This window comes from Streptomyces sp. MGP-P1 (genome assembly GCF_057766565.1).
In genome coordinates this window covers 1,126,595-1,152,325 of record NZ_JBYMEM010000005.1, presented here as the reverse complement: position 1 = coordinate 1,152,325, position 25,731 = coordinate 1,126,595, and the positions used below count along the sequence as shown (strand labels likewise).

The 25,731-nt window shown below is 71.6% G+C and carries 24 protein-coding genes; 13 read left to right on the top strand and 11 right to left on the bottom strand.

The genetic code is table 11. The features are described 5' to 3' along the window. Positions 1 to 22: 22 nt before the first annotated feature. From AC3CH1_RS14680 to aspS, 3 genes are all read right to left on the bottom strand, one after another. Positions 23 to 604, bottom strand: coding sequence for a Uma2 family endonuclease (locus AC3CH1_RS14680; RefSeq protein ID WP_488463295.1), 582 nt, complete (start codon positions 602 to 604; stop codon positions 23 to 25). A 96-nt stretch (positions 605 to 700) separates the two neighbouring features. After that, positions 701 to 1,492 carry a L,D-transpeptidase family protein gene (locus tag AC3CH1_RS14675; RefSeq protein WP_488463294.1) on the bottom strand — a complete coding sequence of 264 codons (792 nt, stop codon included), beginning with the start codon at positions 1,490 to 1,492 and terminating at the stop codon, positions 701 to 703. A gap of 248 nt (positions 1,493 to 1,740) precedes the next feature. Beyond that, positions 1,741 to 3,540, bottom strand: coding sequence for an aspartate--tRNA ligase (aspS, locus tag AC3CH1_RS14670; RefSeq protein WP_488463293.1), 1,800 nt, complete (start codon positions 3,538 to 3,540; stop codon positions 1,741 to 1,743). A 167-nt stretch (positions 3,541 to 3,707) separates the two neighbouring features. Between aspS and AC3CH1_RS14665 the strand changes: the two genes are divergently transcribed. Then, positions 3,708 to 5,831 (top strand): ATP-binding SpoIIE family protein phosphatase, encoded by a 2,124-nt coding sequence (locus AC3CH1_RS14665; protein WP_488463292.1) that lies wholly within the window; start codon positions 3,708 to 3,710, stop codon positions 5,829 to 5,831. A 350-nt stretch (positions 5,832 to 6,181) separates the two neighbouring features. Beyond that, complete coding sequence (locus AC3CH1_RS14660) at positions 6,182 to 6,385, top strand: DUF5708 family protein (protein WP_488463291.1); 204 nt, start codon at positions 6,182 to 6,184, stop codon at positions 6,383 to 6,385. An 88-nt stretch (positions 6,386 to 6,473) separates the two neighbouring features. On the opposite strand, the gene AC3CH1_RS14655 is transcribed toward AC3CH1_RS14660, so the two are convergent. From AC3CH1_RS14655 to AC3CH1_RS14645, 3 genes are all read right to left on the bottom strand, one after another. Then, complete coding sequence (locus AC3CH1_RS14655; protein ID WP_488463290.1) at positions 6,474 to 7,601, bottom strand: AI-2E family transporter; 1,128 nt, start codon at positions 7,599 to 7,601, stop codon at positions 6,474 to 6,476. A 91-nt stretch (positions 7,602 to 7,692) separates the two neighbouring features. After that, the gene (locus tag AC3CH1_RS14650) at positions 7,693 to 8,649 is read right to left on the bottom strand and encodes a pirin family protein (RefSeq protein ID WP_488463289.1); all 957 of its coding nucleotides are present in this window, start codon (positions 8,647 to 8,649) and stop codon (positions 7,693 to 7,695) included. A 230-nt stretch (positions 8,650 to 8,879) separates the two neighbouring features. Further along, positions 8,880 to 9,347: an SseB family protein gene (locus AC3CH1_RS14645; RefSeq protein ID WP_007447855.1), complete on the bottom strand. Its 468-nt coding sequence runs from the start codon at positions 9,345 to 9,347 to the stop codon at positions 8,880 to 8,882. 167 nt (positions 9,348 to 9,514) lie between these two features. Between AC3CH1_RS14645 and AC3CH1_RS14640 the strand changes: the two genes are divergently transcribed. The 6 genes from AC3CH1_RS14640 (at position 9,515) to AC3CH1_RS14615 (ending at position 17,636) form a co-directional block, all read left to right on the top strand. Beyond that, entirely contained in the window at positions 9,515 to 11,341 is a 1,827-nt protein-coding gene (locus AC3CH1_RS14640; protein ID WP_488463288.1) for an acyl-CoA dehydrogenase, read from the top strand. Positions 11,342 to 11,450: 109 nt separating this feature from the next. Next, complete coding sequence (locus AC3CH1_RS14635; protein WP_488463287.1) at positions 11,451 to 12,077, top strand: Uma2 family endonuclease; 627 nt, start codon at positions 11,451 to 11,453, stop codon at positions 12,075 to 12,077. A 60-nt stretch (positions 12,078 to 12,137) separates the two neighbouring features. After that, entirely contained in the window at positions 12,138 to 13,436 is a 1,299-nt protein-coding gene (locus tag AC3CH1_RS14630; RefSeq protein WP_488463286.1) for a M18 family aminopeptidase, read from the top strand. A 101-nt stretch (positions 13,437 to 13,537) separates the two neighbouring features. Beyond that, a complete protein-coding gene (locus AC3CH1_RS14625) occupies positions 13,538 to 13,759 on the top strand; it encodes a DUF6458 family protein (RefSeq protein WP_488463285.1) in 222 nt (73 codons plus the stop codon). Positions 13,760 to 13,941: 182 nt separating this feature from the next. Then, complete coding sequence (locus AC3CH1_RS14620; RefSeq protein ID WP_488463284.1) at positions 13,942 to 16,764, top strand: AfsR/SARP family transcriptional regulator; 2,823 nt, start codon at positions 13,942 to 13,944, stop codon at positions 16,762 to 16,764. A 155-nt stretch (positions 16,765 to 16,919) separates the two neighbouring features. Further along, positions 16,920 to 17,636, top strand: a complete 717-nt coding sequence (locus AC3CH1_RS14615) for a DUF4232 domain-containing protein (RefSeq protein WP_488463283.1) — start codon at positions 16,920 to 16,922, stop codon at positions 17,634 to 17,636. Positions 17,637 to 17,701: 65 nt separating this feature from the next. On the opposite strand, the gene AC3CH1_RS14610 is transcribed toward AC3CH1_RS14615, so the two are convergent. Beyond that, positions 17,702 to 19,519 carry an NHL domain-containing thioredoxin family protein gene (locus AC3CH1_RS14610; protein WP_488463282.1) on the bottom strand — a complete coding sequence of 606 codons (1,818 nt, stop codon included), beginning with the start codon at positions 19,517 to 19,519 and terminating at the stop codon, positions 17,702 to 17,704. Positions 19,520 to 19,583: 64 nt separating this feature from the next. On the opposite strand from AC3CH1_RS14610, the gene AC3CH1_RS14605 reads away from it, so the two are divergent. Further along, on the top strand, positions 19,584 to 20,075 hold the full coding sequence (locus tag AC3CH1_RS14605) for an LURP-one-related/scramblase family protein (protein ID WP_488463281.1): 492 nt from the start codon (positions 19,584 to 19,586) through the stop codon (positions 20,073 to 20,075). A 98-nt stretch (positions 20,076 to 20,173) separates the two neighbouring features. Here the strand turns inward: AC3CH1_RS14605 and AC3CH1_RS14600 are convergent, their stop codons facing one another. Further along, positions 20,174 to 20,560 carry a hypothetical protein gene (locus tag AC3CH1_RS14600; protein ID WP_488463280.1) on the bottom strand — a complete coding sequence of 129 codons (387 nt, stop codon included), beginning with the start codon at positions 20,558 to 20,560 and terminating at the stop codon, positions 20,174 to 20,176. A gap of 48 nt (positions 20,561 to 20,608) precedes the next feature. Next, complete coding sequence (locus tag AC3CH1_RS14595; protein ID WP_488463279.1) at positions 20,609 to 21,400, bottom strand: carbon-nitrogen family hydrolase; 792 nt, start codon at positions 21,398 to 21,400, stop codon at positions 20,609 to 20,611. 219 nt (positions 21,401 to 21,619) lie between these two features. Between AC3CH1_RS14595 and AC3CH1_RS14590 the strand changes: the two genes are divergently transcribed. Beyond that, on the top strand, positions 21,620 to 22,303 hold the full coding sequence (locus AC3CH1_RS14590; protein ID WP_488463278.1) for a maleylpyruvate isomerase family mycothiol-dependent enzyme: 684 nt from the start codon (positions 21,620 to 21,622) through the stop codon (positions 22,301 to 22,303). Further along, a complete protein-coding gene (locus AC3CH1_RS14585) occupies positions 22,210 to 22,443 on the top strand; it encodes an SCP2 sterol-binding domain-containing protein (RefSeq protein ID WP_488463277.1) in 234 nt (77 codons plus the stop codon). The genes AC3CH1_RS14590 and AC3CH1_RS14585 overlap by 94 nt, the downstream gene beginning before the upstream one ends. Before the next feature lie 98 nt (positions 22,444 to 22,541). Here the strand turns inward: AC3CH1_RS14585 and AC3CH1_RS14580 are convergent, their stop codons facing one another. Further along, on the bottom strand, positions 22,542 to 23,852 hold the full coding sequence (locus tag AC3CH1_RS14580; protein ID WP_488463276.1) for an MFS transporter: 1,311 nt from the start codon (positions 23,850 to 23,852) through the stop codon (positions 22,542 to 22,544). Continuing rightward, positions 23,849 to 24,532, bottom strand: a complete 684-nt coding sequence (locus tag AC3CH1_RS14575) for a GntR family transcriptional regulator (RefSeq protein ID WP_488463275.1) — start codon at positions 24,530 to 24,532, stop codon at positions 23,849 to 23,851. The genes AC3CH1_RS14580 and AC3CH1_RS14575 overlap by 4 nt, the downstream gene beginning before the upstream one ends. A gap of 130 nt (positions 24,533 to 24,662) precedes the next feature. Here AC3CH1_RS14575 and AC3CH1_RS14570 point away from each other — a divergent pair, with 130 nt between their 5' ends. Beyond that, on the top strand, positions 24,663 to 24,998 hold the full coding sequence (locus AC3CH1_RS14570; RefSeq protein ID WP_488463274.1) for an ArsR/SmtB family transcription factor: 336 nt from the start codon (positions 24,663 to 24,665) through the stop codon (positions 24,996 to 24,998). Next, on the top strand, positions 24,998 to 25,672 hold the full coding sequence (locus tag AC3CH1_RS14565) for a cation diffusion facilitator family transporter (RefSeq protein ID WP_488463273.1): 675 nt from the start codon (positions 24,998 to 25,000) through the stop codon (positions 25,670 to 25,672). Before AC3CH1_RS14570 ends, AC3CH1_RS14565 begins: the two co-directional genes overlap by 1 nt. The last annotated feature ends 59 nt before the right edge of the window (positions 25,673 to 25,731 follow it).

The following is a 25,731-nucleotide window of genomic DNA, read 5'->3' as shown; positions in this document are numbered from 1 at the left end:
CTCCTCGTGTTCCGGCTTCGGGTCAGCGCGTCCAGTTCTTGAGCGGCTCGGTGTCCAGCTCGATCCCGACCGGGTCGGGAAGGGTGACGGTCTTGCCGTACGGAACCGTCACGACCTGCTCGTAACGCACGCCGTCGGGCCCCGAGTGGACCTTGACCTCGCAGCTGTCCCGGTCGATCAGCAGATAGACGGGGATGCCGGTCTCGGCGTACGCACGCGGCTTCTCGACACGGTCGCGGCGATCGGTGTCCTCGTCGTACGAGGTGACCTCGACGACCATGAGGACCTCGTCGGGGCTGGCCCACTCGCCCTGGCCGACGAAGGCGTCGATGGGAGCCAGACTCGCATCGGGACGGGCGTTGCCCTTGCGGTAGGACTCGACACGAAGGCCTTGTTCGCCGAAGAGCCATCGGCTCGGATCCGACTGCATGCAGATCTGCGTCAGCCAGGCGATGATCCGCCCGTGGTCCCCGTCCGGCGCAGCCTTGACCCCCAGTTTCCCGTTCACGAACTCCAGCCGCAGTGCCTCCTCGGCACGTATGGCGCTACGGGCCAGCTCTTCGAAGACGTCCTGCGTCAGGACGCGGTCCTCGACCACGATCACAACGACCTCCTCCTGCACCGGGCCACCGGGTCACTTGCACCGGGAACGTCTTCAGCGTATGGCCAAGGCTCCCCGCTCGTACGCCCGATCAGTGGCTCACCGCCCCAGCGTCGCCGCGTCCCCCATGACGATCACCGGGTTCATCGCCGGGTCCAGCGTGCGCAGCAGCTCCTCCATGCGCTCCTCCGGGATGGAGACACAGCCCTGGGTGGGGCCGCCGTGGTCGACGTGGATCCAGATGCCGCCGCCGCGTTCGAGGCCGAGCGGGCGGGTGCGGTCCAGGGGGCTGACGCCCGCCGTGCGGTTGTAGTTGATCGCGACGACGTAGTCGAAGGAGCCCTCCAGCGGTTCTCCGAGGAAGCCCTCGCCGTCCAACGCGAACCGGGGGTGCTCGTCGTACGGCAGCAGCGCTCCCGGGTCGGGGAGCCGCCCGCCCGCGTCGGTGAGGGCGTAGACGCCCGTGGGGGACCTCAGGTCGCCCGCCACATGGTGGTCCGTCCAGCCCTCCATGCCGTTGTGCGCCGGCCAGGGCCCCAGGACCGGCTGCCAGCTCTTCGCCGGGCCCTCCCGGCTGTACAGGACCGCGCCGGCCTGGTGGGAGTCGGCCTCCTCGCCGGTCACGACGAACACCTGCCGTGCCTCGGCGGGGACCTGGGCCAGGGTCCGCGGCCCCAGACCGGGGATCCCGGCGGGGCTCGGCGTGGGCTCCGGGCTGGGCGATGCCCGGCTTACGGAGGCGGCGCCGGACTCCGGACCCGCGGCGCCCTGCCCCGGAGCTCCTACGGGAGCCTTCGCGGGAGGGGCGCCGGAGGCACAGCCGGCGAGCAGCAGGGCCAGGACGAGAAGCGGTGCGGCGAGCAGGGCGGGCGGGCGGCGTGGGACGGACACGGTGGCGGGCTCCTCGGGTGGCGGCGGACGGCGCGACGCGGCAAGGGGTGTGAGAGGGGTGTCTCGGTGCCAGTCTTTGCCGGGCCCGGCCCCGCCGAACCCGAACCGGGGCCATCCGGCTGTACCGCGTCGCCCTGACCGCGTAGCCCTGCTGTCACCGGCGCTCCGCCGCTTGCAACGAAACAGCCCCCGATCAGGTGATCGGGGGCTGTTTCACGTGAAACATCCGTGGAGCGGGGTCGTGCGGGCTACTTCTCCGCGGGCTTCTCCGACGCGCCCGCGCCCTTCGCCGCGACCGGCTTGCGCAACTGGATGTTCAGCTCGCGCAGGCGGGTCTCGTCCAGCTCGGTCGGGGCGCCCATCATCAGGTCCTGGGCGTTGCCGTTGAGCGGGAAGGCGATCGTCTCGCGGATGTTGGGCTCGTCGGCGAGGAGCATCACGATGCGGTCGACGCCCGGGGCGATGCCACCGTGCGGCGGAGCGCCGAGACGGAACGCGCGGAGCATGCCCGCGAACTCGTGCTCGACGGTCTCGCGGTCGTAACCGGCGATCTCGAAGGCCTTGAGCATCAGCTCGGGCTCGTGGTTGCGGATGGCGCCCGAGGACAGCTCGATGCCGTTGCAGACGATGTCGTACTGCCAGGCGAGGATGTCGAGCGGGTCCTTCTCCTCCAGGTCGGCGAGGCCGCCCTGGGGCATCGAGAAGGGGTTGTGCGAGAAGTCGATCTTCCCGGTCTCCTCGTCCTTCTCGTACATCGGGAAGTCGACGATCCAGCAGAACCGGAAGACGCCCTCCTCGAAGTGACCGGCGCGCTTGGCGGCCTCGACCCGGACGGCCGACATGATCTTGGAGACCTCGTCGAACTCGCCCGCGCCGAAGAAGATCGCGTGGCCCGGGACCAGCGAGAGGCGCTCGGTGAGCGTCTTGACGTCGGTCTCGGTGAGGAACTTGGCGATCGGTCCGGCCAGCGTGCCGTCCTCGCCCACGCGCACCCAGGCCAGGCCCTTGGCGCCGTGCTCGACGGCGTACTCGCCGAGGCCGTCGAAGAACTTCCGGGACTGGCCCGCGGTGTCCGGGACCGGCAGCGCGCGGACGTGCTTGCCGGCGAACGCCTTGAACCCTGAGTCGGCGAAGACGTCCGAGATGTCGACGAGCTCCAGCTTGGCGCGCAGGTCCGGCTTGTCGTTGCCGTACTTCAGCATCGACTCGCGGAACGGGATGCGCGGGAACGGCGAGGTGACCTCGCGGCCGTTGCCGAACTCGGTGAAGAGCTCGGTCATCAGCCTCTCGATCGGCTGGAAGACGTCCTCCTGCTCGACGAAGGACATCTCGACGTCGAGCTGGTAGAACTCGCCCGGGGAGCGGTCCGCGCGGGCGTCCTCGTCGCGGAAGCAGGGCGCGATCTGGAAGTAGCGGTCGAAGCCCGAGATCATCAGGAGCTGCTTGAACTGCTGCGGGGCCTGCGGCAGCGCGTAGAACTTGCCGGGGTTCAGCCGGGACGGGACGACGAAGTCACGGGCGCCCTCGGGGGAGGTCGCGGTGAGGATCGGGGTCGCCATCTCGTTGAAGCCGAGGGCCACCATCTTGGAGCGGATGGAGGCGATCACGGCCGAGCGCAGCATGATGTTGCGGTGCATGCGCTCGCGGCGCAGGTCGAGGAAGCGGTACTCCAGGCGCCGCTCCTCGTTGACGCCGTCCTCGGTGTTGATCGTGAAGGGCAGCGGGCCGGCCTCGCCGAGCACCTCGACCTCGGTGACCTCGATCTCGATCTCGCCGGTCGGCAGCTCCGGGTTGACGTTGTCGGCTCCGCGGGCGGAGACCTTGCCGTCGATCCGGACGACGGTCTCCTTGGTGAGCTTCGCCAGGGCCTCGTTGCCGGGGGTGCCGGGGCGGGCGACCAGCTGCACCAGACCGTAGTGGTCGCGCAGATCGATGAAGAGGATGCCACCCAGGTCTCGGCGATTGTGCAGCCAGCCGCTCAGCCGGACGTCGGTGCCGACGTCAGAGGCGCGGAGCTCGCCGCAGGTGTGGGACCTGTACCGATGCATCGTCGTTCATCCAGTCTTCGCGGTTGGGGGTGGATTGAGCTTCCCCAGGCTACCGCCCGGGGGCGGGCCGCTTCATTTCCCTTTACGTCGCCGTACCCGCCCTGCCCCCGGGGCAGGTGGCGGCCCCTCGGTGGCGTCCGCCGAGCACATCTTCCTAAAGTGGGGCAATGCGCACCGAGGAAGTCCTGGCCGCGATCGCGACGGGCCTGTGGCGCTGGGACAACGCAGCCGGCACGGTCACGCTCGACGCGGAGGCGGCCCGGCTGCTCGGGCTGCCCGCCGAGCCGGGCGACTACCGGGAGTCCACGGTGCGCTCCCGCTTCCACCCGGTCGACTGGAACGAGATCTACGCGGTGGTGAACCTCGCGGTCACCGAGGGCACTCTCGCCGAGGCACGGCTGCGGATCGTGGACGAGCGCGGCCGGGTGCTCCGTATCGTGCGCAGCCGGTCCAAACCGGTCGTGCCGCCGGACCGGGGCGCCGACAGCTACGTCCTCTTCGGCACGCTCCAGGAGGTCGCCGAGGCGCAGCCCGGCTCCACCGACGCCGCCCACACGCCGATCACCGGGGACTGGCGCCGGTCCCGGGAGGCGTTCCTGCTGGACGCCGGGCGGGCGCTGGCCGAGGCCCGGTCCACCGCGGAGGTGCTGCGGGTCGCGGGTTCGCTCTCCATGCCCGGCTTCACCCCGGACGGCCTCGCGGTCTTCGGCTCCGCCGGGGAGCGGCTGACGATCATCGGGCACCACGGGCACAGCTCGGAGGACGAGGAGCCCTTCACCGACATGCCCCTGGAGACGGACTACCCGGCCGCCGAGGTCGTCCGCACGGGCCGGGCGATCTATCTCCCCTCCCCCGACGAGTACCGCCGCCGCTACCCGGCCACCTGGCCGCTCGCCCGGCGCTTCGGACGGCAGTCCTGGGCCTTTCTGCCCCTGGTGTCCTCCGGCCGCACGATGGGCGCCTGGATGGCGGGGTTCCGGCACCCGGTGGGGTTCTCCCCCGACGAGCGCGCGGTGCTCTCGACGGTCGCCCGCATGCTCGCCCAGGCCCTGGCCCGCGCCGGGGTGGCCGAGACGGAACGCGAGCTGTCACTCGGGCTCCAGCGCTCGATGATGCCGACCCTGGGCCCGCGGATCCCCGGCATGACGGTGGCCGCGCGGTACGTGCCGACCGGCGGCGGGCTCCAGGTGGGGGGCGACTGGTACGACATGATCCCGCTGCCCAACGGCCGCATCGCCCTGGTCATCGGCGACGTCCAGGGCCATGACGTGCGGGCCGCTGGGCTGATGGGCCAGCTCCGCATCGCGCTGCGCGCCTACGCCTCCGAGGGGCACCGCCCGGACGCCGTGCTCGCCCGGGCCTCGCGCTTCCTGTCCGGGCTCACCGACGCGTACGAGAGCGTCGAGGGCGACCAGCAGCCCGCGACGCCCCGCTTCGCGACCTGCCTGTACGCGGAGGTGGACCCGGAGGCCGGGACCCTGGACATCGCCCGCGCGGGCCACCCCGACCCGGTGGTGATCGGCGCCGACGGGACCGCGGTGATCCGGCAGACGGCCGGCGGGCTGCCGCTCGGGATCGAGACGGACTCCGACTACCCCACCACCCGGGTGGTCCTGGAGCCCGGCGAGACGATCATGCTCTGCACGGACGGTCTCATCGAGACCGGCGGGCACGACATGGCCACCGGCTGGGACCGGCTGCGCCCGGTCCTGGAGGAGCCCGTCGAGGACCTGGAAGTGCTGGCCGACGCCCTGGTCCAGGCCGTGCACGGGCCGACCTCGCACTACACGACGGGGCCGCTCGCGGACCGGCGGGAGGACGACATCGCGGTCCTGGTGCTGCGGCGCGAGAGCGTCTCCGCCCGGCGGACGCCGCCGCGCCGCAGCGTCATGACCATCGCGCAGGCCGAGCCCGAGCGGGTCTCGGTCGGCCGGCAGCTCGTGCGCGAACTGCTCCACGACTGGCGCGACCCCGAGCAGGTCGACTCGGCGGTCCTGATGGTCTCCGAGATGGCCACCAACGTGCTCGTCCACACCGACGGGGACGCGCTGATGGTGGCGGAGATCTCCGGCGAGCAGGGGAAGCGGCGGCTGCGCGTCGAGGTCGCCGACGCCAGCGACGAACTGCCGCACAAGAGGCGGCCGGGCGAGATGGCGTCCAGCGGGCGGGGGCTGGTGCTGATGGAGATGCTGGCGGACGCGTGGGGGGTGGATCCGCGCGGGGAGGGGAAGTCGATCTGGTTCGAGCTGTACGAGTCGCCGGCGGAGAACACGCTCCGGCCCGACGCCTAGGCCCTGTCGTCGAACTCCCGTCGTCGCCCGGAGGGCGGCCCTGCGGGGTCAGGTGCGTGCTCTCGGCGTGCCGGGCTCACGTCCTCGTACTGGGCGTACTCGGGCGTGTGCCCGGTGCGGCGAGAGTGCGTGCATGGCGCCGCGGGGCAGACGGGAGTTCGACGACAGGGCCTAGGGCGCCCCGCCCAGCCCGGCGGCACATCTCGGCCTGCCCTCCCGGGAATCCGGTCCGTCGAACGGTGTACCCCTGTTTCGTCCTGCGGGGCGAGGACGGGCGCACGCTCCGTTTCTACGCTGGTCAAGACCTGTCAACGGCGCCCCGGCGCCCGTTCGAAGGAGAGTGGCCGCGCATGACGAAGGCGTCGAAGAATCTGCTGGAAGGTGTCATCACCTTCGCCGCGGGTCTGGCCCTACGGTTGTTCACGGAGGGCGTGGAGACCCCCGTCATCACCCTGACGAAGGTCGGCGTCGTCCTGATGGTCGTCGGCGGGGTGTTCATCGTGCTGGGCCTGTTCCAGTCGATGCGCGGGTCGAACGCCGCCAAGCGCTCGTAGGCCCTGCCGTCGCCGGCCCCGGATCGGGACGGCCCCCGTGCCCCCGGCCTCCGGAGCGCGTGGGCCCACCTCCGTAACGGTTCCGCCCTCAGACGCCGGGCGGGCCGAGATGGCTACCACCGCCGGACGGGCCGGGGTCAGGATCGCCGGGAACGCCGCCGGGCGGCCCGGAAGAAGGCCCGAAGCCGTTGCGCAGCTCCCCCAGGACGCCGAAGGCCGCCGCGCACAGCGGCACGGCCAGCAGCATGCCGAGAAGGCCCGCCACGCTCGCGCCCGCCGTCAGCGCGATCATGATCATGGCGGGGTGCATCTGGACCGTACGGCTCTGGATCATCGGCTGGAGCACATGGCCCTCCAGCACCTGGACCGCGAGGACCACCCCCAGGGCCCACAGGGCGATCACGAACCCCCGGTCGGCCAACGCGACCAGCACCGCCACCGCGCCGGAGAGGAACGCCCCGAGATACGGGATGTACGCGCCGACGAACACCAGCGCGCCGAGCCCCACCGCCCCGGGAACATCCAGGATCAGCAGGCCCACCGTGATGCACACGGCGTCGATCAGGGCGATGAACGTGGTGCCGCGCATGAAGCCCTCGACGGCCTCGAACGCCCGGCGCCCCATGGCCTCGACCAGGTCCCCGGTGCCGCGCGGGGCCACCGAGTGGGCCAGATCGACCGCCCGGTCCGAATCGCGCAGGAAGAAGAAGGTCAGCAGCAGGGCCAGCACACTGGTCGCCACCAGCGAACCGACCAGGCTGATGCCGCTGAGCAGACCGCCCGCCGCGCTCGCTCCGAACTTCTCGACCAGGTTCTTCGCGTTGTCGGCCAGGTCGTCGACGTCCGTGGCCCCCGCGATGTCCAGATGGTCCACGACCCACTGGCCGGCGTCCTTCAGCGAGTCGACGATCTGGGCGCCGGAGTCGACGAGAGCGGTGACGACGATGTACCCGGCGCCCCCGACCACCGCGATCAGGGCCGCACAGGTCAGCCCCGCGGCCAGCGACCGGTTGAGCCTGCGGGCGATGAGCCACCGGTGGACGGGGCCGAGCAGCGCGGTGCCGAGCAGGGCGAGCAGCACCGGGGTGACCGCGGTCTTGAGGACGACGACCAGCCAGATCGCGACGGCGGCGACGCCCACGACGAGCAGGACGACACCGCACCAGGCGGCCGCGCGGCGGGCGCTCTCGGGAAGGAGGGGCTTGGGTGCGGGCACCCTCCCACCCGAACACGGGGCACGGCGGTCGGCCCGTCCGCCGCCCCCGTACGGGTGACGGGGAGTCACCTGACGGAAGCGGCGGGAGGAGTCACATGCCGTGGACCGCGGGGACCGTGCCCAGGCGGCCGGCCTGGAAGTCCTCGAAGGCCTGCTTCAGCTCGGCCTGACTGTTCATCACGAACGGTCCGTAGTGCGCCATCGGCTCCCGGATCGGACGGCCGCCGAGGAGGACGACCTCCAGGTCCGGGGTGTTGCCGTCCTGCCGCTCGTCCGCGCGGACGGTCAGCGAGCCGCCGGCGCCGAACACCGCGGTCTGGCCCATCGCGACGGGGCGGCGCTCCGCGCCGACCGTGCCGCGCCCGGCCAGGACGTAGGCGAGACCGTTGAAGTCCTCGCGCCACGGCAGGGTCACCTCGGCGCCGGGCCGGACGGTGGCGTGGATCATCGTGATCGGCGTGTGGGTGATGCCGGGGCCCTCGTGGCCGTCGAGCTCACCAGCGATGACCCGGAGCAGCGCACCGCCGTCGGGGGAGGCGAGGAGCTGGACCTCGCCGCCGCGGATGTCCTGGTAGCGCGGGGCCATCATCTTGTCGGCCTTGGGCAGGTTCACCCAGAGCTGGAGGCCGTGGAAGAGCCCGCCGGACATGACGAGCGACTCCGGCGGGGCCTCGATGTGCAGCAGGCCGGATCCGGCGGTCATCCACTGGGTGTCGCCGTTCTCTATGGTGCCGCCGCCACCGTTGGAGTCCTGGTGGACGAAGGTCCCGTCGATCAGGTACGTGACCGTCTCGAAGCCGCGGTGCGGGTGCCAGGGGGTGCCCTTCGGCTCGCCCGCGGCGTACTCCACCTCACCCATCTGGTCCATCATGATGAACGGGTCGAGGTGCCGGTAGTTGATCCCCGCGAACGCGCGGCGGACCGGGAAGCCCTCGCCCTCGAAGCCGCTCGGCGCGGTCGTGACGGTGAGCACGGGACGGGCCGCGGCGTCACGGGAAGCGGCCACCTTGGGCAGGGTCAGCGGGTTGTCGACGGTCACTGCGGGCATGGAAGCCACCTCCGGGCGAGTGTTCTGCGATCAATTTAGTTGAATGATGAACATCCCGCAAGGCGTGGTCCATTCCCGGGCGGCCGCGCCGGTGGGACCGCCCGTGCCCCCAACAGCGAGAAGGGCCCGCGCCACTTTCGGCACGGACCCACGCCCGAACAACGAAACAGCAGGTCAGCGACCCACTTGAAGATCACCCCGCCACGAAGGTCACCTCGCCGCGTAGGCCCCTACCCGTACATGCGGCGCATCGCGAAGTCGACCATCTGCTCGACGGCCTTGGCGTCGAAGACCATCCGGTGATCACCCTCCATGTCCAGGACGAAGCCGTACCCCGTCGGCAGCAGGTCGATCACCTCGGCCCCGGTGATCACGAAGTACTTGGACTCCTTGCCCGCGTACAGCCGCAGCTCCTTGAGCGTGGTGAACATCGGGATGACCGGCTGCTGCGTGTTGTGCAGCGCGAGGAAGCCCGGGTTGTCGCCGCGCGGGCAGTAGACCTTCGACGTGGCGAAGATCTGCTGGAAGTCCTCGGCGGAGAGGGAGCCGGTGGTGAAGGCCCGTACCGCGTCGGCCAGGGAGGGCGGCGACGGTTCGGGATACAGCGGCTGCTCCCCGTAGCCGCCGCCCATCTGACCCATCTGGCCCATCTGACCCATCTGCTGCTGAGCACCAGGGTTCTGGTCGTAGCCGTACATGCTGCAAAGAGTAATCGGACACATCTACGGCTTGAGGGGTTGCGCCTTATTACTGACGGGTAGCATCATCGTAGAGGTCAGCTGATGGACCTACGCCTGCCTGTCGCCCGACCCGCATCACTCCCCGGGGCGCTGTGCGCCACTGCTATTGATTACGGAGCCTTCCCATGGGGCACTACAAGTCGAATCTCCGCGACATCGAGTTCAACCTCTTCGAGGTCCTCGGGCGCGACAAGGTGTACGGCACCGGTCCGTTCGGTGAGATGGACGTCGACACCGCGAAGAGCATCCTGGACGAGGTCGCGCGCCTCGCGGAGAACGAGCTCGCCGAGTCCTACGCGGACGCCGACCGCAACCCGCCGGTCTTCGACCCGGAGACGAAGACCGCCCCGGTGCCGGCGAGCTTCAAGAAGTCGTACCAGGCCTTCATGGACTCCGAGTACTGGCGCCTGGGCCTCCCCGAGGAGATCGGCGGCACCACCTCGCCCCGCTCCCTGATCTGGGGCTACGCGGAGCTGCTGCTCGGCTCGAACCCGGCCGTGTGGATGTACTCCTCCGGCCCGGCGTTCGCCGGCATCCTCTTCGACGAGGGCAACGACGAGCAGAAGAAGATCGCGGAGATCGCCGTCGAGAAGCAGTGGGGCTCGACGATGGTGCTGACCGAGCCGGACGCCGGCTCCGACGTCGGCGCCGGCCGGACGAAGGCCGTGCGGCAGGACGACGGCTCCTGGCACATCGAGGGTGTGAAGCGCTTCATCACCTCGGGCGAGCACGACATGTCCGAGAACATCATCCACTACGTGCTGGCCCGCCCCGAGGGCGCCGGACCCGGCACCAAGGGCCTCTCGCTCTTCATGGTCCCGAAGTTCCACTTCGACTGGACCACCGGCGAGCTGGGCGAGCGCAACGGCGTCTACGCGACGAACGTCGAGCACAAGATGGGCCTCAAGGCCTCCAACACCTGCGAGATGACCTTCGGCGACCAGCACCCCGCCAAGGGCTGGCTGATCGGCGACAAGCACGACGGCATCCGCCAGATGTTCCGCATCATCGAGTTCGCCCGCATGATGGTCGGCACGAAGGCCATCGCCGCCCTCTCCGCGGGCTACCTGAACGCGCTGGAGTACGCCAAGGAGCGCGTCCAGGGTCCGGACCTGGCGAACTTCATGGACAAGACGGCGCCCAAGGTCACCATCACGCACCACCCCGACGTGCGCCGCTCGCTCATGACGCAGAAGGCGTACGCCGAGGGCATGCGCTCCCTCGTGCTGTACACCGCCTCCGTCCAGGACGCGATCCAGGAGCAGGAGGCCGCGGGCGAGGACGCCAAGGCGCTCAACGGCCTCAACGACCTGCTGCTGCCGATCGTGAAGGGCTACGGCTCCGAGAAGTCCTACGAGCAGCTCGCGCAGTCGCTCCAGACGTTCGGCGGCTCCGGCTACCTCCAGGAGTACCCGGTCGAGCAGTACATCCGGGACGCCAAGATCGACACCCTCTACGAGGGCACCACGGCGATCCAGGGCCAGGACTTCTTCTTCCGGAAGATCGTCCGCGACCAGGGCGCCTCGCTCAACACGCTCTCCGAGGAGATCAAGAAGTTCCTGGCGGGCGCCCACGGCAACGAGGAGCTGGCCCCGGCGCTGGACTCGCTCGCCAAGGCCGCCGTGGACCTGGAGGCGATCGTCGGCACGATGATCACCGACCTCACCGCCACCGGCGAGGACGTCAAGAACATCTACAAGGTGGGCCTCAACACGACCCGCCTGCTGATGGCCTCCGGCGATGTCGTCGTCGGCTACCTGCTGCTCAAGGGCGCGGCCGTGGCGGCCGAGAAGCTGCCGACCGCCTCCGCCAAGGACGTCCCCTTCTACCAGGGCAAGATCGCCGCCGCGAAGTTCTTCGCCGCGAACGTCCTGCCGGGCGTCTCGACCGAGCGCGCGCTCGCCGAGTCGATCGACAACTCGCTGATGGAGCTGGACGAGGCCGCGTTCTAGGGAATCGCCCGCCTGTTTCGTCAACACGCGCCGCCATCCGGAATTCGTTCGGGTGGCGGCGCTGTCGTATCAGCTGGGTACGCTGAGTGCACGGGCCAGGATCCCTTCCATGGGAGGAACCATGACCGCCGAGGCACAGTCCGAAGCGTCGCGGCAGCGGCGCTCCAACCCCGGGTGGCCGGTCCCGCCACCGGACGGCTACACCGTGGACGATTTCTTCACGCTTGACGACCTCCCGCCGCACACAGAGCTGATCGACGGGAGCCTGGTTTTCGTGAGTCCGCAGCGAGACTTCCACACGCTGGCGATGTATCTGCTGGAGCAGGGGCTGCGGCAGCACGTGCCGAACGACCTGCGCGTGCGTCGCGAGATGGCGATCGTGCTGGGCAAGAGAAACGCTCCGGAACCCGACCTCGTCGTAGTCAAGGCGGAAGCGATCAAGGGCCGCCGCCAGACCCGCTATGAGGCCGCCGACGTCCTCCTCGCCGTCGAGGTCGTCTCCCCCGACTCCGAGGACCGCGACCGCGACACCAAGCCGCACAAGTACGCGGCTGCGGGCATTCAGCATTTCTGGCTGGTCGAGATGACCGGTGAGATGGACCGCCCCATGGTCATCACCTACGAGCTCGACCCGGTCAACAAGACGTACGTCTCCACCGGCGTCCACCACGACCGGCTCAAGCTCTCCGCCCCCTACGACATCGACATCGACCTGACCGCGATCGACGAGCTGTAGGGCCGCGGATCTCCTCGGTCACCGGATACCGGACCCCGAGTCCTCGTTACAGTGAAGAACATGAGTTCCCCTCTCCGGTTCGACCGCGCGCACACCGATGACCTGATGTCCTTCCTGGCGGCGAGTCCGTCCCCGTACCACGCCGTGGCGAACGCCGCCTCGCGGCTGGAGGAGGCCGGCTTCCGGCAGGTCGAGGAGACCGCCGCCTGGGACGCGTCGGCCGGCGGGAAGTACGTGTTGCGCGGCGGGGCGATCGTCGCCTGGTACGTACCGGAGGGCGCCGAGGCGCACACCCCGTTCCGGATCGCCGGGGCGCACACCGACTCCCCGAACCTGCGGGTGAAGCCGCTGCCCGACACCGGGGCGCACGGCTGGCGCCAGATCGCCGTCGAGGTCTACGGCGGCACCCTGCTGAACACCTGGCTCGACAGGGACCTGGGCCTGGCCGGGCGGATCTCCCTGCGGGACGGCACCCACCGGCTGGTCAACATCGACCGGGCGCTGCTGCGGGTGCCGCAGCTGGCCGTGCACCTGGACCGGTCGGCCAACACCGAGGGGCTCAAGCTCGACCGGCAGAAGCACATGCAGCCGATCTGGGGGCTCGGCGAGGTCCAGGAGGGCGACCTGATCCGCTTCGTCGCCGAGGAGGCGGGCGTCGACGCGGAGGACGTCACCGGCTGGGACCTGATGCCGCACGCCATCGAGCCGCCCTCGTACCTGGGCCGGGACCGGGAGCTGGTGGCCGGGCCGCGGATGGACAACCTCCTCTCGGTGCACGCCGCGACCGCCGCCCTGGCCGCCGTCGCGGGGCAGGACGACGCCGACACCCCGTACATCCCGGTGCTCGCCGCCTTCGACCACGAGGAGAACGGCTCGCAGTCCGACACCGGGGCCGACGGGCCCCTGCTGGGCTCGGTGCTGGAGCGCTCGGTGTTCGCGCGCGGCGGCACGTACGAGGACCGCGCCCGCGCCTTCGCCGGCACGGTCTGCCTCTCCTCCGACACCGGCCACGCCGTGCACCCCAACTACGCGGAGCGGCACGACCCGACGCACCACCCGGTCGCCAACGGCGGGCCGATCCTCAAGGTCAACGTCAACATGCGGTACGCCACCGATGGCAGCGGCCGTGCGGTGTTCGCCGCGGCCTGCGAGAGGGCGGGCGTGCCGTGGCAGAGCTTCGTGTCCAACAACGCGATGCCCTGCGGCACCACGATCGGACCGATCACCGCGGCCCGGCACGGCATCCAGACCGTGGACATCGGCGTGGCGATCCTCTCGATGCACAGCGCGCGTGAGCTGTGCGGCGCCGACGACCCGTACCTGCTGGCGAACGCGCTCGCCTCGTTCCTCGCGGGCTGACCCGCCCGCCCAACCGACTTCTCATACATGGTTGTTGCCGGGCCGGGTACGCGACCCGTACACCGACCCGGACTCACCGGGCGGTCGAGGAGGCGGGATTCATGGGACTCGGAGGATGCATTCTCCTGATCGGTGGGGGCGCGATCCTGGCGTTCGCCACGGACTGGAAGATGGACACCGTCAATGTCGACGTGGTCGGCTGGATCATGATGCTCGTCGGCCTCGTGGGGGTCTTCGTCTACATGAGCATCGCGCGGCGCCGCCGTATGGTCGTGCCGCCCACCACCACCGTCGTCTCGGACGACGAGCACCGCTACCGCTGACGGCCCGCACGACGGCCGGTCCTCGTCGGCGCTGAACGGCCCGCGCGGCGACCGGTCCGCGGGGGCGGCCGAAAGCCGTCACGGGTCGGCCGGCTCTGCGCGGGACCTGCGGAACCCCCGATATTCTGGGTCGGATCCCGCGCCCCACCGTGGGCGCGTCCGGCCCGGAAGGGGAGCCGCCCGTGGAGTTCCGGCTGCTCGGCACGGTCTCCGTCGAAACGCTCACCGGGCCCCTGCCGCTGGGGCCTGCCAAACGGCGCAGTCTGCTCGCCGCTCTGCTGCTGTCCGCCAACACCCCGGTCTCCATCGGGCGGTTGACGGAATGCCTGTGGGACGACGAGCCGCCGTCCCAGGCCCGGGGCGTCATCCAGGGGCACGTCTCCCGGCTGCGCGCCCTGCTGGCGGGCGCGGACGCGGAGGCGTACGGAGTGGAGCTGGCCACCCTCGGCGACGCGTACGTGCTGCGGGCGCCGGAGACGCTGCTGGACTCGCAGCGGTTCGAGGAACTGCTGATGCTCGCACAGGAGCAGCGCCGCCCTGCCGATGCCGTGCTGATGCTCAAGGAGGCCCTGTCCCTGTGGCAGGGCCCCGCGCTCAGCGGGGCGTTCGCCGGTCCGCCGCTCCGGGTGGCGGCGCACTCCCTGGAGGAATCGCGGCTGGCGACGGTCGAGCAGCTGTCCCGCGCGTACGGGGCGCTCGGGGAGCACCACCGGGCCGCCGCCCTGTTGACGGCGGAGACGGCGGCGCATCCGCTGCGCGAGTCGCTGGCCGCGGAGTTGATGCTGGCGCTGTTCCGGGCGGGGCGTCAGTCGGAGGCGCTGGACCGTTTCCACCGTACGAGGCGACTCCTCGCCGACGAGCTGGGCATCGACCCGGGGCACGAGCTCGCCGACGCCTACGCGCTGATCCTGCGCGGCGCCCCCGTGCCGCCCACGGCCACCGCTCCGTCGGAGGCCGCCGGTCCCTCACCCGCCGTCGGTCCCTCGCCCTCCGCCGGTCCCTCACCTGCCGTCGGTCCGTCACCCGCCGCCGGGCCGCCCGGTGACGGGGGCCGCACCGGCGCCGGGGTGCCGCCCGGCGGCGAACCGCACCCCGTCGATCTGCTGCCGCGCGCGCCCCGCGGCTTCCACGGGCGCTCCGCCGAACTGGCCGCGCTCAGCCGGTCGGCGGCGGGCGAGGCGCCCGTCTGTCTGGTCACCGGTCCGGCCGGGGTCGGCAAGACCGCGCTGGCCCTCCAGTGGGCGCACCGCAACCCCGCGCTCTTCCCGGACGGGCGGCTCTTCGCCGATCTGCGCGGGTTCAGCACGGCCGGGGAGCCCGCGCTCATCGACGTCCTGCGGGAGTTCCTGCTCGCGCTCGGCGTCTCCCCGCGCCGCGTTCCGGAGTCCGTGCCGGCCGCCGCCGCCCTGTTCCGCTCGCTGACCGCCCGGCGCGGGCTGCTGGTGGTCCTGGACAACGCGCGCGACTCCGCCACCGTCAGGACCCTGCTGCCGGGCGGTGCCGACTGCGTCACGCTGGTCACCAGCCGCCACCGGCTGGAGGGGCTCATCGCCTCGGACGCCGCCCGGCCGGTCCCGCTCGACACCCTGGAGACCGACGACGGCACGGCGCTGCTCGCCGGCGTGCTGGGGGAGGAGCGGGTCCTCGCCGAACCGGTGGCGGCCCGTCGGCTCTCCGAGCTGTGCGGGGGACTGCCCCTCGCCCTGCGCGTCACCGCGGCCCGCCTGGCGGGACGGCCCGGCTGGACGCTGGCCACGCTCGCCGGGGAACTGGCGGACGAGCGCGGCCGGCTGGCGTATCTCGACGTGGACGACACCGGGGTCGCCGCCGCGCTGCGGCTCACCGTCCAGCAGCTGCCGCCCGGGGCCGTCCACCAGTTCGCGCGGCTCGGCCACCACCCGGGCGGCCACTACGACCCGTACGCGGCGGCCGCGCTCGCGGGGACGGACCCGGTCACCGCGCGGGCTGCGCTGGAGCGACTGGCCGCCGCCCACCTCGTCACCGAGACCGCCCCCGGGCGCTGGGTCCTGCACGACCTGGTGCGCCTCTACGCCCGGAGCCTGGACCCGGCGTCCGCGCGCGAGGCCCTGATCGGGGTGCTCGACCACTGCATCGCCACCGCCCTGGCCGCCGCCGACACTGCGGAGCCCGGCGGCGAACCCTGTTTCGTGCTCCCGGAGGACTACCGCCGGCCCAGCGCCGTACAGGACTTCGCCGACCGCGCCGAGGCGATGCGCTGGCTGGCCACCGAACGCGAGGACCTGGCGCTGACCGCCCACGCGGCCCGCGAGGCGGGGCTCGACGACCGGGCCTGGCGGATCATTCTGCTCCAGTGGCCACAGATGGTGTGGCGGGCGCGGGACGGCTGGTCCCCGCTGCTGGAACTGGCCCTGGAGTCGGCACGCGCGGAGAAGGACGCGTACGCGGAGTCGAGGGTGCTCACCCTGCTGGGCTGGGTGCTGACGGAGGAGGGCCGCACCGCCGAGGCCGCCGCGCTGCTGGAGCGCTCGCCCGCGCTCGCCCGGGAGGCCGGCGACCCGCTGGGCGAGGCGACCGCGCTGATCAACCTGGCGGTCGTCCAGGCCGAACTGGGCGAACTGCCCACCGCGCTGGAGAACTGCGCACGCGCCGTCGAACTGGCCCGCCGGGAGGGCGACCGGCACACGGAGATGCTCACGCTCCAGCACCTCGCCCGGATGCACCTCACCGCGCACCGCCCCGAGGAGGCCCTCTCCTGTGCCCGGGCCGCGCTCGATCTGGGACCCGAGCACGAGGAGGCGGCTCGCCGCTCCCTGCTGCTGGCCGTCTGCGGCGAGGCCCGACTGGCGCTGGGCGACGAGGAGGACGGCGTACGTCTGCTGGACCGGGCCGCACAGGAGGCGGAGCGGGACGGCTACGACGAGGGGGCCGTACGGGCCCTGGAGGCGCTGCTGCGGGTGTCCGCGCGGGCGGAGTTCCGGCGGCGGCACGACGAGGCGCTGCGACGGCTCGCGGCGGAGAGCTGAGCGGAGCTGCGGCCCTGGGGCGCCCGACGTCAGCCGGACGTCAGCGGGACAGCAGCGATACGTGAGCGGCGGCGGGCAGAGTCGTTCCCGTAAGCCGCTCACGGGCGAGCGTCTTGACCGGGCGTCCGCCTCACCGTCACCTCGGGGGAATCTCCATGCGCACCTTCCGCGCCCGCACCACCGTCCTGGCCGCCGCGACCACGGCCGCTCTGGCTCTCACGCTCACGGCCTGCGGTGACGACGGCACCGGCACCCGCTCGGAGGGCCCGGCGACCAGCGACTCCGCGACCCTCGCCGCGTCGGCCGCCGAGGCCGGGACCGCCGACGACGCGGCGGAGTCCGGCACCACGGGCTCCACCGGCGGCGGCACCGGTACCGCGCAGGCCGCGGGCACCACGCAGAGCTCCGAAGTCTCCGGAACCACCGGCGGCACGTCCGCCGAGGCCTCCGCCCCCCTGTGCACGGCGAAGGGGCTGACGATCACCGCCGAGCGCCAGGACGGCCCGCCGTACACCCACCTCACGCTGAGCGCGAAGAACACCTCCGGTGCCGGCTGCGAGATGAGGGAGTACCCGCACATCCACTTCCTGGACAACGCGCGGGGCATCGTTCCGCCCGTCGCCAAGAGCAAGCCGGAGGCTCCGGTGATCCTGGAGCCCGGTCAGTCGGCCCATGTCGCGGTGCGGATGTCCGAGGGCGGCCGGAAGGAGAGCACCGAGACGGTGAAGGAGTTCACGGTCACGCTGAAGGCCAACGGCGGCGGCATGGCGGTCGTGCGGTCCCCCGCCCCCGAGGGCCTCTCCGTCAACCCGCAGAAGTGGGCCACGGGCTACTGGACCAGCGAGCTGCGCAACGGCGCCGACGACTTCTAGGCAGAGCGGGCGGGCATCCCGGTCCCCGGAGGCGGTCCGGAAGGGCGGCCGCCTGTGGGACTGCCTCAGCCCTGCTCGTCCATGCCCGCCAGCACCAGCGGCAGCCGGGGCGTTCCCTTGGCGGTCACGCGGACGGGGACGCCCCAGTCCTGTTGGTGCACATGGCAGGCCGGGTACTCGTTGGCCGGGTCGTCGTCGCAGGACGCCGCCATCGCGGAGACGTGCAGCACGCCCTCGGTGACCCCGTCCGCGAGGACCAGGTCGCGCCCGAGGTCCGTCCCCGGGCCGGAGCCCTCCGCCAGCAGCTCGGGCGGGGTCGCGGAGACCAGCAGCCGGGTCGAGGGGCCGTAGCGGGTGTCCAGCTTCTGGCCCACGGGCGCCTGGAAGACGACGTCGAGGCGGAGGGTGCCCGGGGCGATCTCGGTCGCGGCCCGCTGGGTGCGGTGCGCCTGGTCGGCGACCCGGACCGCCTCCTCCGGCAGCCGGAGCCGGGTCAGCCGGTGGCGGGCCGACTCGACGACGACCAGATCGCCGTCGACCAGCACCGCGTCGCTGGGCTCGCGGACGTCGGTGGCCAGGGTGGTGACCTCGCCGGAAGCCGGGTCGTACCGGCGCAGGGCGTGGTTGTACGTGTCGCTGATCGCGACGGACCCGTCGGGCAGGGCGGTCACGCCGAGCGGATGCTGGAGGAGTGCCTGGTCGGCGGCCCCGTCGCGGTGGCCGAAGTCGAAGAGGCCGGTGCCGACGGCGGTGCGGACGTGCTCGTCGCGGTCGACCCAGCGCAGCGCCGAGGTCTCCGAGTCGGCGACCCAGAGCCGCTCCCCGTCGGCGGAGACGGCGAGTCCGGACGGCTGGGCGAACCAGGCCTCGGCGGCCGGCCCGTCGACCAGGCCCTCGTTGGTGGTCCCGGCGGCGACGCGTACGGTCGCGCTCTCCGGGTCGTACGTCCACAGCTGGTGCACGCCCGCCATGGCGATCCACAGCCGGCCGCCGAACCAGGCGATGTCCCACGGCGAGGAGAGGTCCACCTCGCGCGCCGGGCCGCTGGTCGCCGTCCCCTGCCACCACTGGCGGCCGGTCCCGGCGAGGGTGCTGGTCGCACCGGTCGTGAGGTCCAGGGCGCGGATGGCGTGGTTGACCGTGTCCGCGACGGCGACCCGGCCGTCGGGCAACACGGCGAGCCCCTGCGGTTCGCTGAAGCGGGCCTCGTCCGGGCCGCCGTCGTGCAGACCGCGTTCGCCCGTGCCGAAGTGGCGGCGTACGGTCTCGCCGTCGGCGTCCAGCTCGACGAGGCGGTGCCGGGTGGTGTCGGAGACCAGGAAGCCCCCGTCCGGCAGCAGCAGGGCCTTGCCGGGGAAGCGCAGATGCGTGGCGACGGGCTCGGGCGCCACGTAGGGGCCGTCGCCGCGGCGGAGCGTGCCCTTGGCGGCGTGCTCTGCCTCCAGCTCCTCGACGAGCTTCTCGATGGCGTGCGCGTGGCCCTCGCCCGCGTGCTGGGCGACGACGTAGCCCTCGGGGTCGACCACGACGAGCGTCGGCCAGGCGCGTACGGCGTACTGCTTCCAGGTGGCCAGCTCGGGGTCGTCGAGGACGGGGTGGTGGACCTCGTAGCGCTCGACGGCGTCAACGACGGCCTGGTGCTCGGCCTCGTGGACGAACTTCGGCGAGTGGACGCCGATGATCACCACGGTGTCGCGGTGCTTCTCCTCCAGCTCGCGCAGCTCGTCCAGGACGTGCAGACAGTTCACACAGCAGAACGTCCAGAAGTCGAGGATGACGATGCGGCCCCGCAGGTCAGCGAGGGTGTACTGCCGGTCGCCTGTATTGAGCCAGCCGCCCTTGCCGATGAGTTCGGGAGCGCGGACGCGTGCACGTGATGCCATGCCACCAGTCAACACCGTGACCGCCTGCACGCATTCCGCAGGACCCCGGGGGAACCTGTGGCACATGAGACTCCTCGTACGTGAGCGGCTGTTCTCCATCGGCGACGACTACTGGATCGAGGACGACGGGGGCCGCAAGGTCTTCCTGGTCGACGGCAAGGCGATGCGGCTGCGCGACACCTTCGAGCTGAAGGACGCCGACGGCCGGGTCCTGGTCGAGCTGCGGCAGAAGCTGGTCAGCCTGCGCGACACGATGCTCATCGAGCGGGGTGGCGAGGAGCTGGCCAAGGTCAAGCGCAAGCGGCTGTCGCTGCTCCGCAACCACTACCGGGTGACGCTGGTGGACGGCACGGAGCTGGACGTCAGCGGCAGGATCCTGGACCGCGAGTTCGCCATCGAGTACGACGGTGAGCTGCTGGCCCAGATCTCGCGCCGTTGGCTGACCCTCCGGGACACGTACGGCATCGACGTCGTCCGCGACGACGCCGACACCGCGCTGCTCATCGCGGTGGCGATGTGCGTGATCGTGCTGTCGGACAAGGAGAACGAGGGCTGAGCGCCTGCCCGCTCGTGAGGACTGAGCGCCCGCCCGGACGCGAGAGTTCGTTGTTTCACGTGAAACGTGGAGCCCGGGCGGCCTGGTGCGGCAGTAGCTCATCCCGCCTGTCGCGCGGCCGCCCGTCGGTCCGCCTGGACGAAGGCCGCCGCCGCGAAGGCGACGGTAGCCGCGAAGGAGACCGCGAGGGCCGGGTTGAGCCAGGAGGGGACGACCCTGCTGGTGAACTCCCTGCCGTCGGTGGTGCGGCACAGGACGCGCAGCGGGAGGAACCGTATCTGGTGCGCCTCCACCAAGGCGCCTTCCGGCCGGTCGAGCGCGTAGCGGCACTGGTGCATGGGCGTCGAGTCCGCTCCAGAGCCGACCTCGCTGACCGCGAGGCCGGCTAGGAGCAGGCCGAACAGGTAGAGGACGACCGTGACCGATGCGGCGAAGATCGCCGTGCCACGGAGCAACGTCGATTCGGCGACGCCGTGTTCAGCCATGGCGCTCACTGTAGACAGGGCGTCCCGCCCGCCCGCACCGGGCAGCCCTCAGAGCGGCGACGCGAGCCCCAGCCGGCGGTCCTTCAGAGCCGGGAACTGCTCCCGGGTCTCGTGCACCTTCGCCGGGTCCAGCTCGACGGTCAGGACCTCCTCGTCCGCGCCCGCCTGGGCCAGCACCTCGCCCCACGGGTCGACGACGATGCTGTGCCCGGCCTGCTGGATATCGCCGTGGGTGCCCGCCGTGCCGACGGCGAGCACGTACGCCTGGTTCTCCACGGCACGGGCCTGCGCGAGGAGCGTCCAGTGGGAGCGGCGGCGCTCGGGCCAGCCCGCCGCGACGACCAGCGTCTCGGCGCCCGCGTCGACGAGCCCCCGGAACTGTTCGGGGAAGCGCAGGTCGTAACAGGTGGCGAGGCCCAGGGTGGTGTCGGGCAGGGCGACGGTCACCAGCTCCTCGCCCGCGCCCATCATCGCCGCCTCGCCCTTGTCGAAGCCGAAGCGGTGGATCTTGCGGTAGACGGCCGTGCGCTCGCCCTGGGGCGAGAAGACCAGGCTGGTGTTGAAAAGGGTGCCGTCGGCCGCCCGTTCGACGAAGGAGCCGGCGTGCAGCCAGGTCCCGGCCTCGGCGGCGGCCTTCGCCATCACCTCGTGCGTGGGGCCCTCCAGGGGCTCGGCCTCCGCCTCGAAGGCGGTGTAGGCGAACGCCCCGACCGGCCATAGTTCAGGGAGAACCACCAGGTCAGCGCCGCGCTGGGCGACGACCAACGAGGCCGCTCGTGCCCTGCGGGCATCGACGGATTCGTCCGGGTCCACTGCGATCTGGATGAGCGAGGCGCGCACACTACCACCGTCCTGGCATTCGAGCCGTCAACACGGGCCTACGATCGTCACACCAAAGCACTGCCGGGGTGCCTGCTCGCAGCGTAACTTGGACCCACCGCCGGTGGGTCCGGCGGTCGAACCTCCCACGCAGCTCGCCGACAGCGCCGTCAGTGCCAGCCCATCCGCCAGCACTCCTGCTCTCCAGCCCATGCACCGCAGAACCGCACGAGGGGTCCCGTGACCGTCCATCCCAGCCTCCAGCCCTACACCGACGCCGCGACCCACTCCATCGAGGCGATAGCCGAGCTGGTGAAGCCCCTCCCCGAGGGCGAGTGGAACCGCCGAACGCCCTGCCCGGGATGGTCGGTGCGCGACATCGTGTCGCACGTCATCGGCATGGAGTGCGAGATGCTCGGCGATCCCCGGCCGATCCACACCCTGCCGCGCGACCTCTACCACGTACAGAGCGACTTCGCCCGCTACATGGAGATGCAGGTCGACGTCCGGCGGCACCACACCTCCCCGGAGATCACCTCCGAGCTGGAGTACGTCCTCATCCGCCGGGCCCGCCAGATCCGCAACGAGTCGCGCAGCCCCGAGACCAAGGTCCGCGCGCCGCTGGGCGCCGAGCAGACCCTCGAAACAGCGCTGAATTTGCGGGCGTTCGACGTCTGGGTGCACGAGCAGGACCTGCGCGCCACGCTCGGGCAGCCCGGCAACCTGGACTCTCCCGGCGCCCTGATCACCCGGGACATGCTGCTCGCCGGGCTGCCGAAGGTGGTGGCCAAGAAGGCCGGCGCCCCGCGAATTCGGCGGTCGTCTTCGACGTGCACGGGCCGGTGGAGTTCCTGCGGACGGTACGGGTCGACGCGGAGGGCCGCGGTTCCGTGGACGGCGCGCCCTCGCTCGGCCCCGCCGTGACGCTGTCGCTGGACTGGGAGACGTACGTCCGGCTCGCCTGCGGCCGGGTCCGTCACACGGCGGTCGCCGACCGCCTCAAGGTCGAGGGTGACCAGGAGCTGGCCACCGCGATCCTGGACAACTTCGCCGTGACCCCGTGACGCCCTGACCTCGTGACCTCGTAGCACCGCCCCGGCCCCCGGCGGTGCCCGTCCCGGACCATGGGCGACGGGCGCGCCGCCGAGCGCGAGGGAGACGGTTACGCCGGTACGTGCACGGCCTCGACGCGGCTCACCACGTGGTGCTCACGCTCCCTGAGCGCCGCCCGGCGGCGCAGCCGCAGGATCTGGGTGACGCCGAGCGCCTCCAGGACGAAGACCGAGGCGAACGCGGCGCGGTAGTTGTCGCCCGTGGCGTCCAGCAGGACCCCGACGGCGAACAGGGTGGTCATCGAGGCGATGAAACCGCCCATGTTGACGATTCCGGAGGCGGTGCCCAGCCGCTCGGGCGGATTGGCCGGCCGGGCGAAGTCGAAGCCGACCATCGAGGCCGGTCCGCAGGCGCCGAGCACCACGCACAGGACGACCAGCAGCCACATCGGCGTGTGGTCGGCCGGGTAGAAGATCGCGGACGCCCAGAGGAGGGCCGTCGTGGCCACCGTGCCCAGCGCAATGGGAACCCGTGCCTCGTGGTGGCGGGCGATGATCTGCCCGTAGACGAGCCCCACCACCATGTTGGACAGCACCACCAGGGTGAGCAGCGTGCCCGCCGTGCCCCGGCTCAGCCCCTGCGCCTCGACCAGGAACGGCATCCCCCACAACAGCAGGAACACCATCGCCGGGAACTGGGTGGTGAAGTGCACCCACATCCCGAGCCGGGTCCCCGGCTCCCGCCAGGCGTCGGCGATCTGCCGGCGGACGTACACGGCCCCGGCGTGCTCGGCGGGCGGCGGCTCGTGGCCCTCGGGGTGGTCCTTGAGGAACAGCAGGAGCGGAACCAGCACCAGGACACCGGCCAGCGAGCTGCCGACGAACGTCGCGGTCCAGCCGTAGTTGTGCAGCGCCCGCGCGATGAACAGCGTCGAGACGAGGTTGCCCGCCATCCCGAACAGCGCCGCGACCTGACCGATCAGCGGTCCGCGCCGGGCCGGGAACCAGCGGCTGCCGAGCCGCAGCACGCTGATGAACGTCATCGCGTCACCGCAGCCGAGCAGCGCGCGGGCCGCCAGCGCCATGCCGTACGACGGGGAGAGCGCGAAGCCGATCTGCCCGACGGTGAAGAGAACGGCCCCGATGGTGAGGACCTTCTTGGTGCCGAGCCGGTCGACCATCAGGCCGACGGGTATCTGCATGCCCGCGTAGACGAGGAGCTGGAGGATCGAGAACGTGGACAGCGCCGAGGCGCTGACGTCGAACCGGTCGGCAGCATCGAGTCCGGCGACGCCCAGGCTCGTACGGAAGATGATCGCGACGAAGTAGACGGCGACACCGATGCCCCAGATCCAGCCGGCACGCCGGCCGCCGGGCGGGTCACCGGGCAGGGACAGAGTGGGCGCGGCCGCCGAGCTCACCGGTCCTCCCCCCGCACCAGCACCCGCACCCGGCTGACGTGACGGCGCACGACCAGGGCCGCCCCGTCGGCGTCCCCGGCGCGGATCGCCTCCAGCAGCTCACCGTGCTCGGTGATGTTGGCCTCGATCCTGCCCGGGTGGGCCTCCATCACCGCGACGCCCATCCGCAGCTGACGGTCGCGCAGCTGGTCGTAGAGGCGGGAGAGGATCTCGTTGCCGGCGTTCTTCACGATCTCGGCGTGGAAACAGCGGTCCTTGACGGCCACGGCGGCCAGGTCCCCGTCCTCCGCCAACTGCCGCTGCTCCTCCAGGAACTGCTCCAGCCGGGCGATCAACTGCGGGGACGCGGGAACCGCCTTGCGCGCGGCGAACTCCTCGACCAGCAGCCGGGTCTCCACCACATCCTTGATCTCCTGCGCGGAGACGGCGAGCACGAGGGCGCCCTTCTTCGGGTAGAGCTTGATCAGCCCCTCGACCTCCAGCCGCAGCAGCGCCTCGCGCACCGGCGTCCGCGAGACGCCGACCGCGTCCGCGAGATCCCCTTCGGTGAGCAGGGTCCCGCCCTCGTAGCGGCGGTCCAGGACGGCTTCCTTGATGTGCGTGTAGACGCGCTCGGCGGCGGGCGGGCGCTTGAGGGAGGCGGTCGGCGGCTGTACGGGGGCGGCAGGTGCGGCAGGCATGCGCACAGCATAGATACAACATGGACGCATGTGGGAGCGGCGTCCGAATTCTGGACCTTCGATGGGGCGACCCAAAGAACCCATCGATTCAGGATTCTCTGAATTCAGGATCTCCTGTACCGTCACTCCCATGCTGACCGTCGCCTCCGACATCGAGGTCCTCGCGCGGTTCGGCCGCGCGCTCGCCGACCCGATCCGCTGCCGCCTGCTGCTCGCGCTCCGCGAGGCCCCGGCGTACCCCTCCGACCTCGCCGACGCGCTGGGCATCTCGCGCACCCGGCTCTCCAACCACCTGGCCTGCCTGCGGGACTGCGGCCTCGTCGTCACCGTGCCGGACGGTCGCCGGACGCGCTACGAACTGGCCGACGAACGGCTCGGCCGCGCCCTGGACGACCTGCGTTCCGCGGTGGTGGCCGTCGAGTCGGACCGCACCTGCCCGGACGCGGAGACGAAGGGCTGCTGCTGATGGCCACGCTCTCCCTCGGCCCCTCCCCGACCCGCCGGGACGCGCTCGCCCGCCGGATACGGCTCCTGGTCGCGGTCACCATCGCCTACAACGTCATCGAGGCGGCGGTCGCCCTCACCGCCGGAACGATCGCCTCCTCCAGCGCCCTGATCGGCTTCGGCCTGGACTCCGTCATCGAGGTGTCCTCCGCCGCCGCCGTCGCCTGGCAGTTCTCCGCCCGGGAGCACGCGGTGCGCGAGAGCAGGGAGAAAATCACCCTCCGGATCATCTCCGTATCGTTCTTCGCGCTCGCCGCGTACGTCGCCGTCGACGCGGTCCGGGCACTGACCGGGACCGGAGAGGCCGAACCGTCCCCCCTCGGCATCGTCATCGCCGCCCTCTCGCTGGCGGTCATGCCGTTCCTGTCGGCCGCCCAACGACGCGCTGGACGCGAGCTCGGGTCCGCCTCCGCCGTCGCGGACTCGAAGCAGACCCTGCTGTGCACCTACCTGTCCGCCGTCCTGCTGGTCGGACTGCTCCTCAACGCCACGCTCGGCTGGTCCTGGGCCGACCCGGTCGCCGCCCTCGCCATCGCCGGCCTCGCCGTCAAGGAGGGGCGCGAGGCCTGGCGGGGCAAGGGTTGCTGCGCCCCGACGGCTCATGGTCAAGCCTGCGCAAATTCACCCGATCAGTAACACATCCATTGCCCGCCCTCAGGAGTCTCACCTCCGAGCGGCACCCTTATGTGGCCGCA

Excerpts from the sequence above, each read along its gene's own strand:
- aspS (WP_488463293.1), bottom strand. The coding sequence starts at position 3,540 with ATGCATCGGTACAGGTCCCACACCTGCGGCGAGCTCCGCGCCTCTGAC.
- AC3CH1_RS14665 (WP_488463292.1), top strand. The coding sequence starts at position 3,708 with ATGCGCACCGAGGAAGTCCTGGCCGCGATCGCGACGGGCCTGTGGCGC.
- AC3CH1_RS14660 (WP_488463291.1), top strand. The coding sequence starts at position 6,182 with ATGACGAAGGCGTCGAAGAATCTGCTGGAAGGTGTCATCACCTTCGCC.
- AC3CH1_RS14650 (WP_488463289.1), bottom strand. The coding sequence starts at position 8,649 with ATGCCCGCAGTGACCGTCGACAACCCGCTGACCCTGCCCAAGGTGGCC.
- AC3CH1_RS14645 (WP_007447855.1), bottom strand. The coding sequence starts at position 9,347 with ATGTACGGCTACGACCAGAACCCTGGTGCTCAGCAGCAGATGGGTCAG.
- AC3CH1_RS14640 (WP_488463288.1), top strand. The coding sequence starts at position 9,515 with ATGGGGCACTACAAGTCGAATCTCCGCGACATCGAGTTCAACCTCTTC.
- AC3CH1_RS14635 (WP_488463287.1), top strand. The coding sequence starts at position 11,451 with ATGGGAGGAACCATGACCGCCGAGGCACAGTCCGAAGCGTCGCGGCAG.
- AC3CH1_RS14630 (WP_488463286.1), top strand. The coding sequence starts at position 12,138 with ATGAGTTCCCCTCTCCGGTTCGACCGCGCGCACACCGATGACCTGATG.
- AC3CH1_RS14625 (WP_488463285.1), top strand. The coding sequence starts at position 13,538 with ATGGGACTCGGAGGATGCATTCTCCTGATCGGTGGGGGCGCGATCCTG.
- AC3CH1_RS14615 (WP_488463283.1), top strand. The coding sequence starts at position 16,920 with ATGCGCACCTTCCGCGCCCGCACCACCGTCCTGGCCGCCGCGACCACG.
- AC3CH1_RS14610 (WP_488463282.1), bottom strand. The coding sequence starts at position 19,519 with ATGGCATCACGTGCACGCGTCCGCGCTCCCGAACTCATCGGCAAGGGC.
- AC3CH1_RS14605 (WP_488463281.1), top strand. The coding sequence starts at position 19,584 with ATGAGACTCCTCGTACGTGAGCGGCTGTTCTCCATCGGCGACGACTAC.
- AC3CH1_RS14600 (WP_488463280.1), bottom strand. The coding sequence starts at position 20,560 with ATGGCTGAACACGGCGTCGCCGAATCGACGTTGCTCCGTGGCACGGCG.
- AC3CH1_RS14575 (WP_488463275.1), bottom strand. The coding sequence starts at position 24,532 with ATGCCTGCCGCACCTGCCGCCCCCGTACAGCCGCCGACCGCCTCCCTC.
- AC3CH1_RS14570 (WP_488463274.1), top strand. The coding sequence starts at position 24,663 with ATGCTGACCGTCGCCTCCGACATCGAGGTCCTCGCGCGGTTCGGCCGC.
- AC3CH1_RS14565 (WP_488463273.1), top strand. The coding sequence starts at position 24,998 with ATGGCCACGCTCTCCCTCGGCCCCTCCCCGACCCGCCGGGACGCGCTC.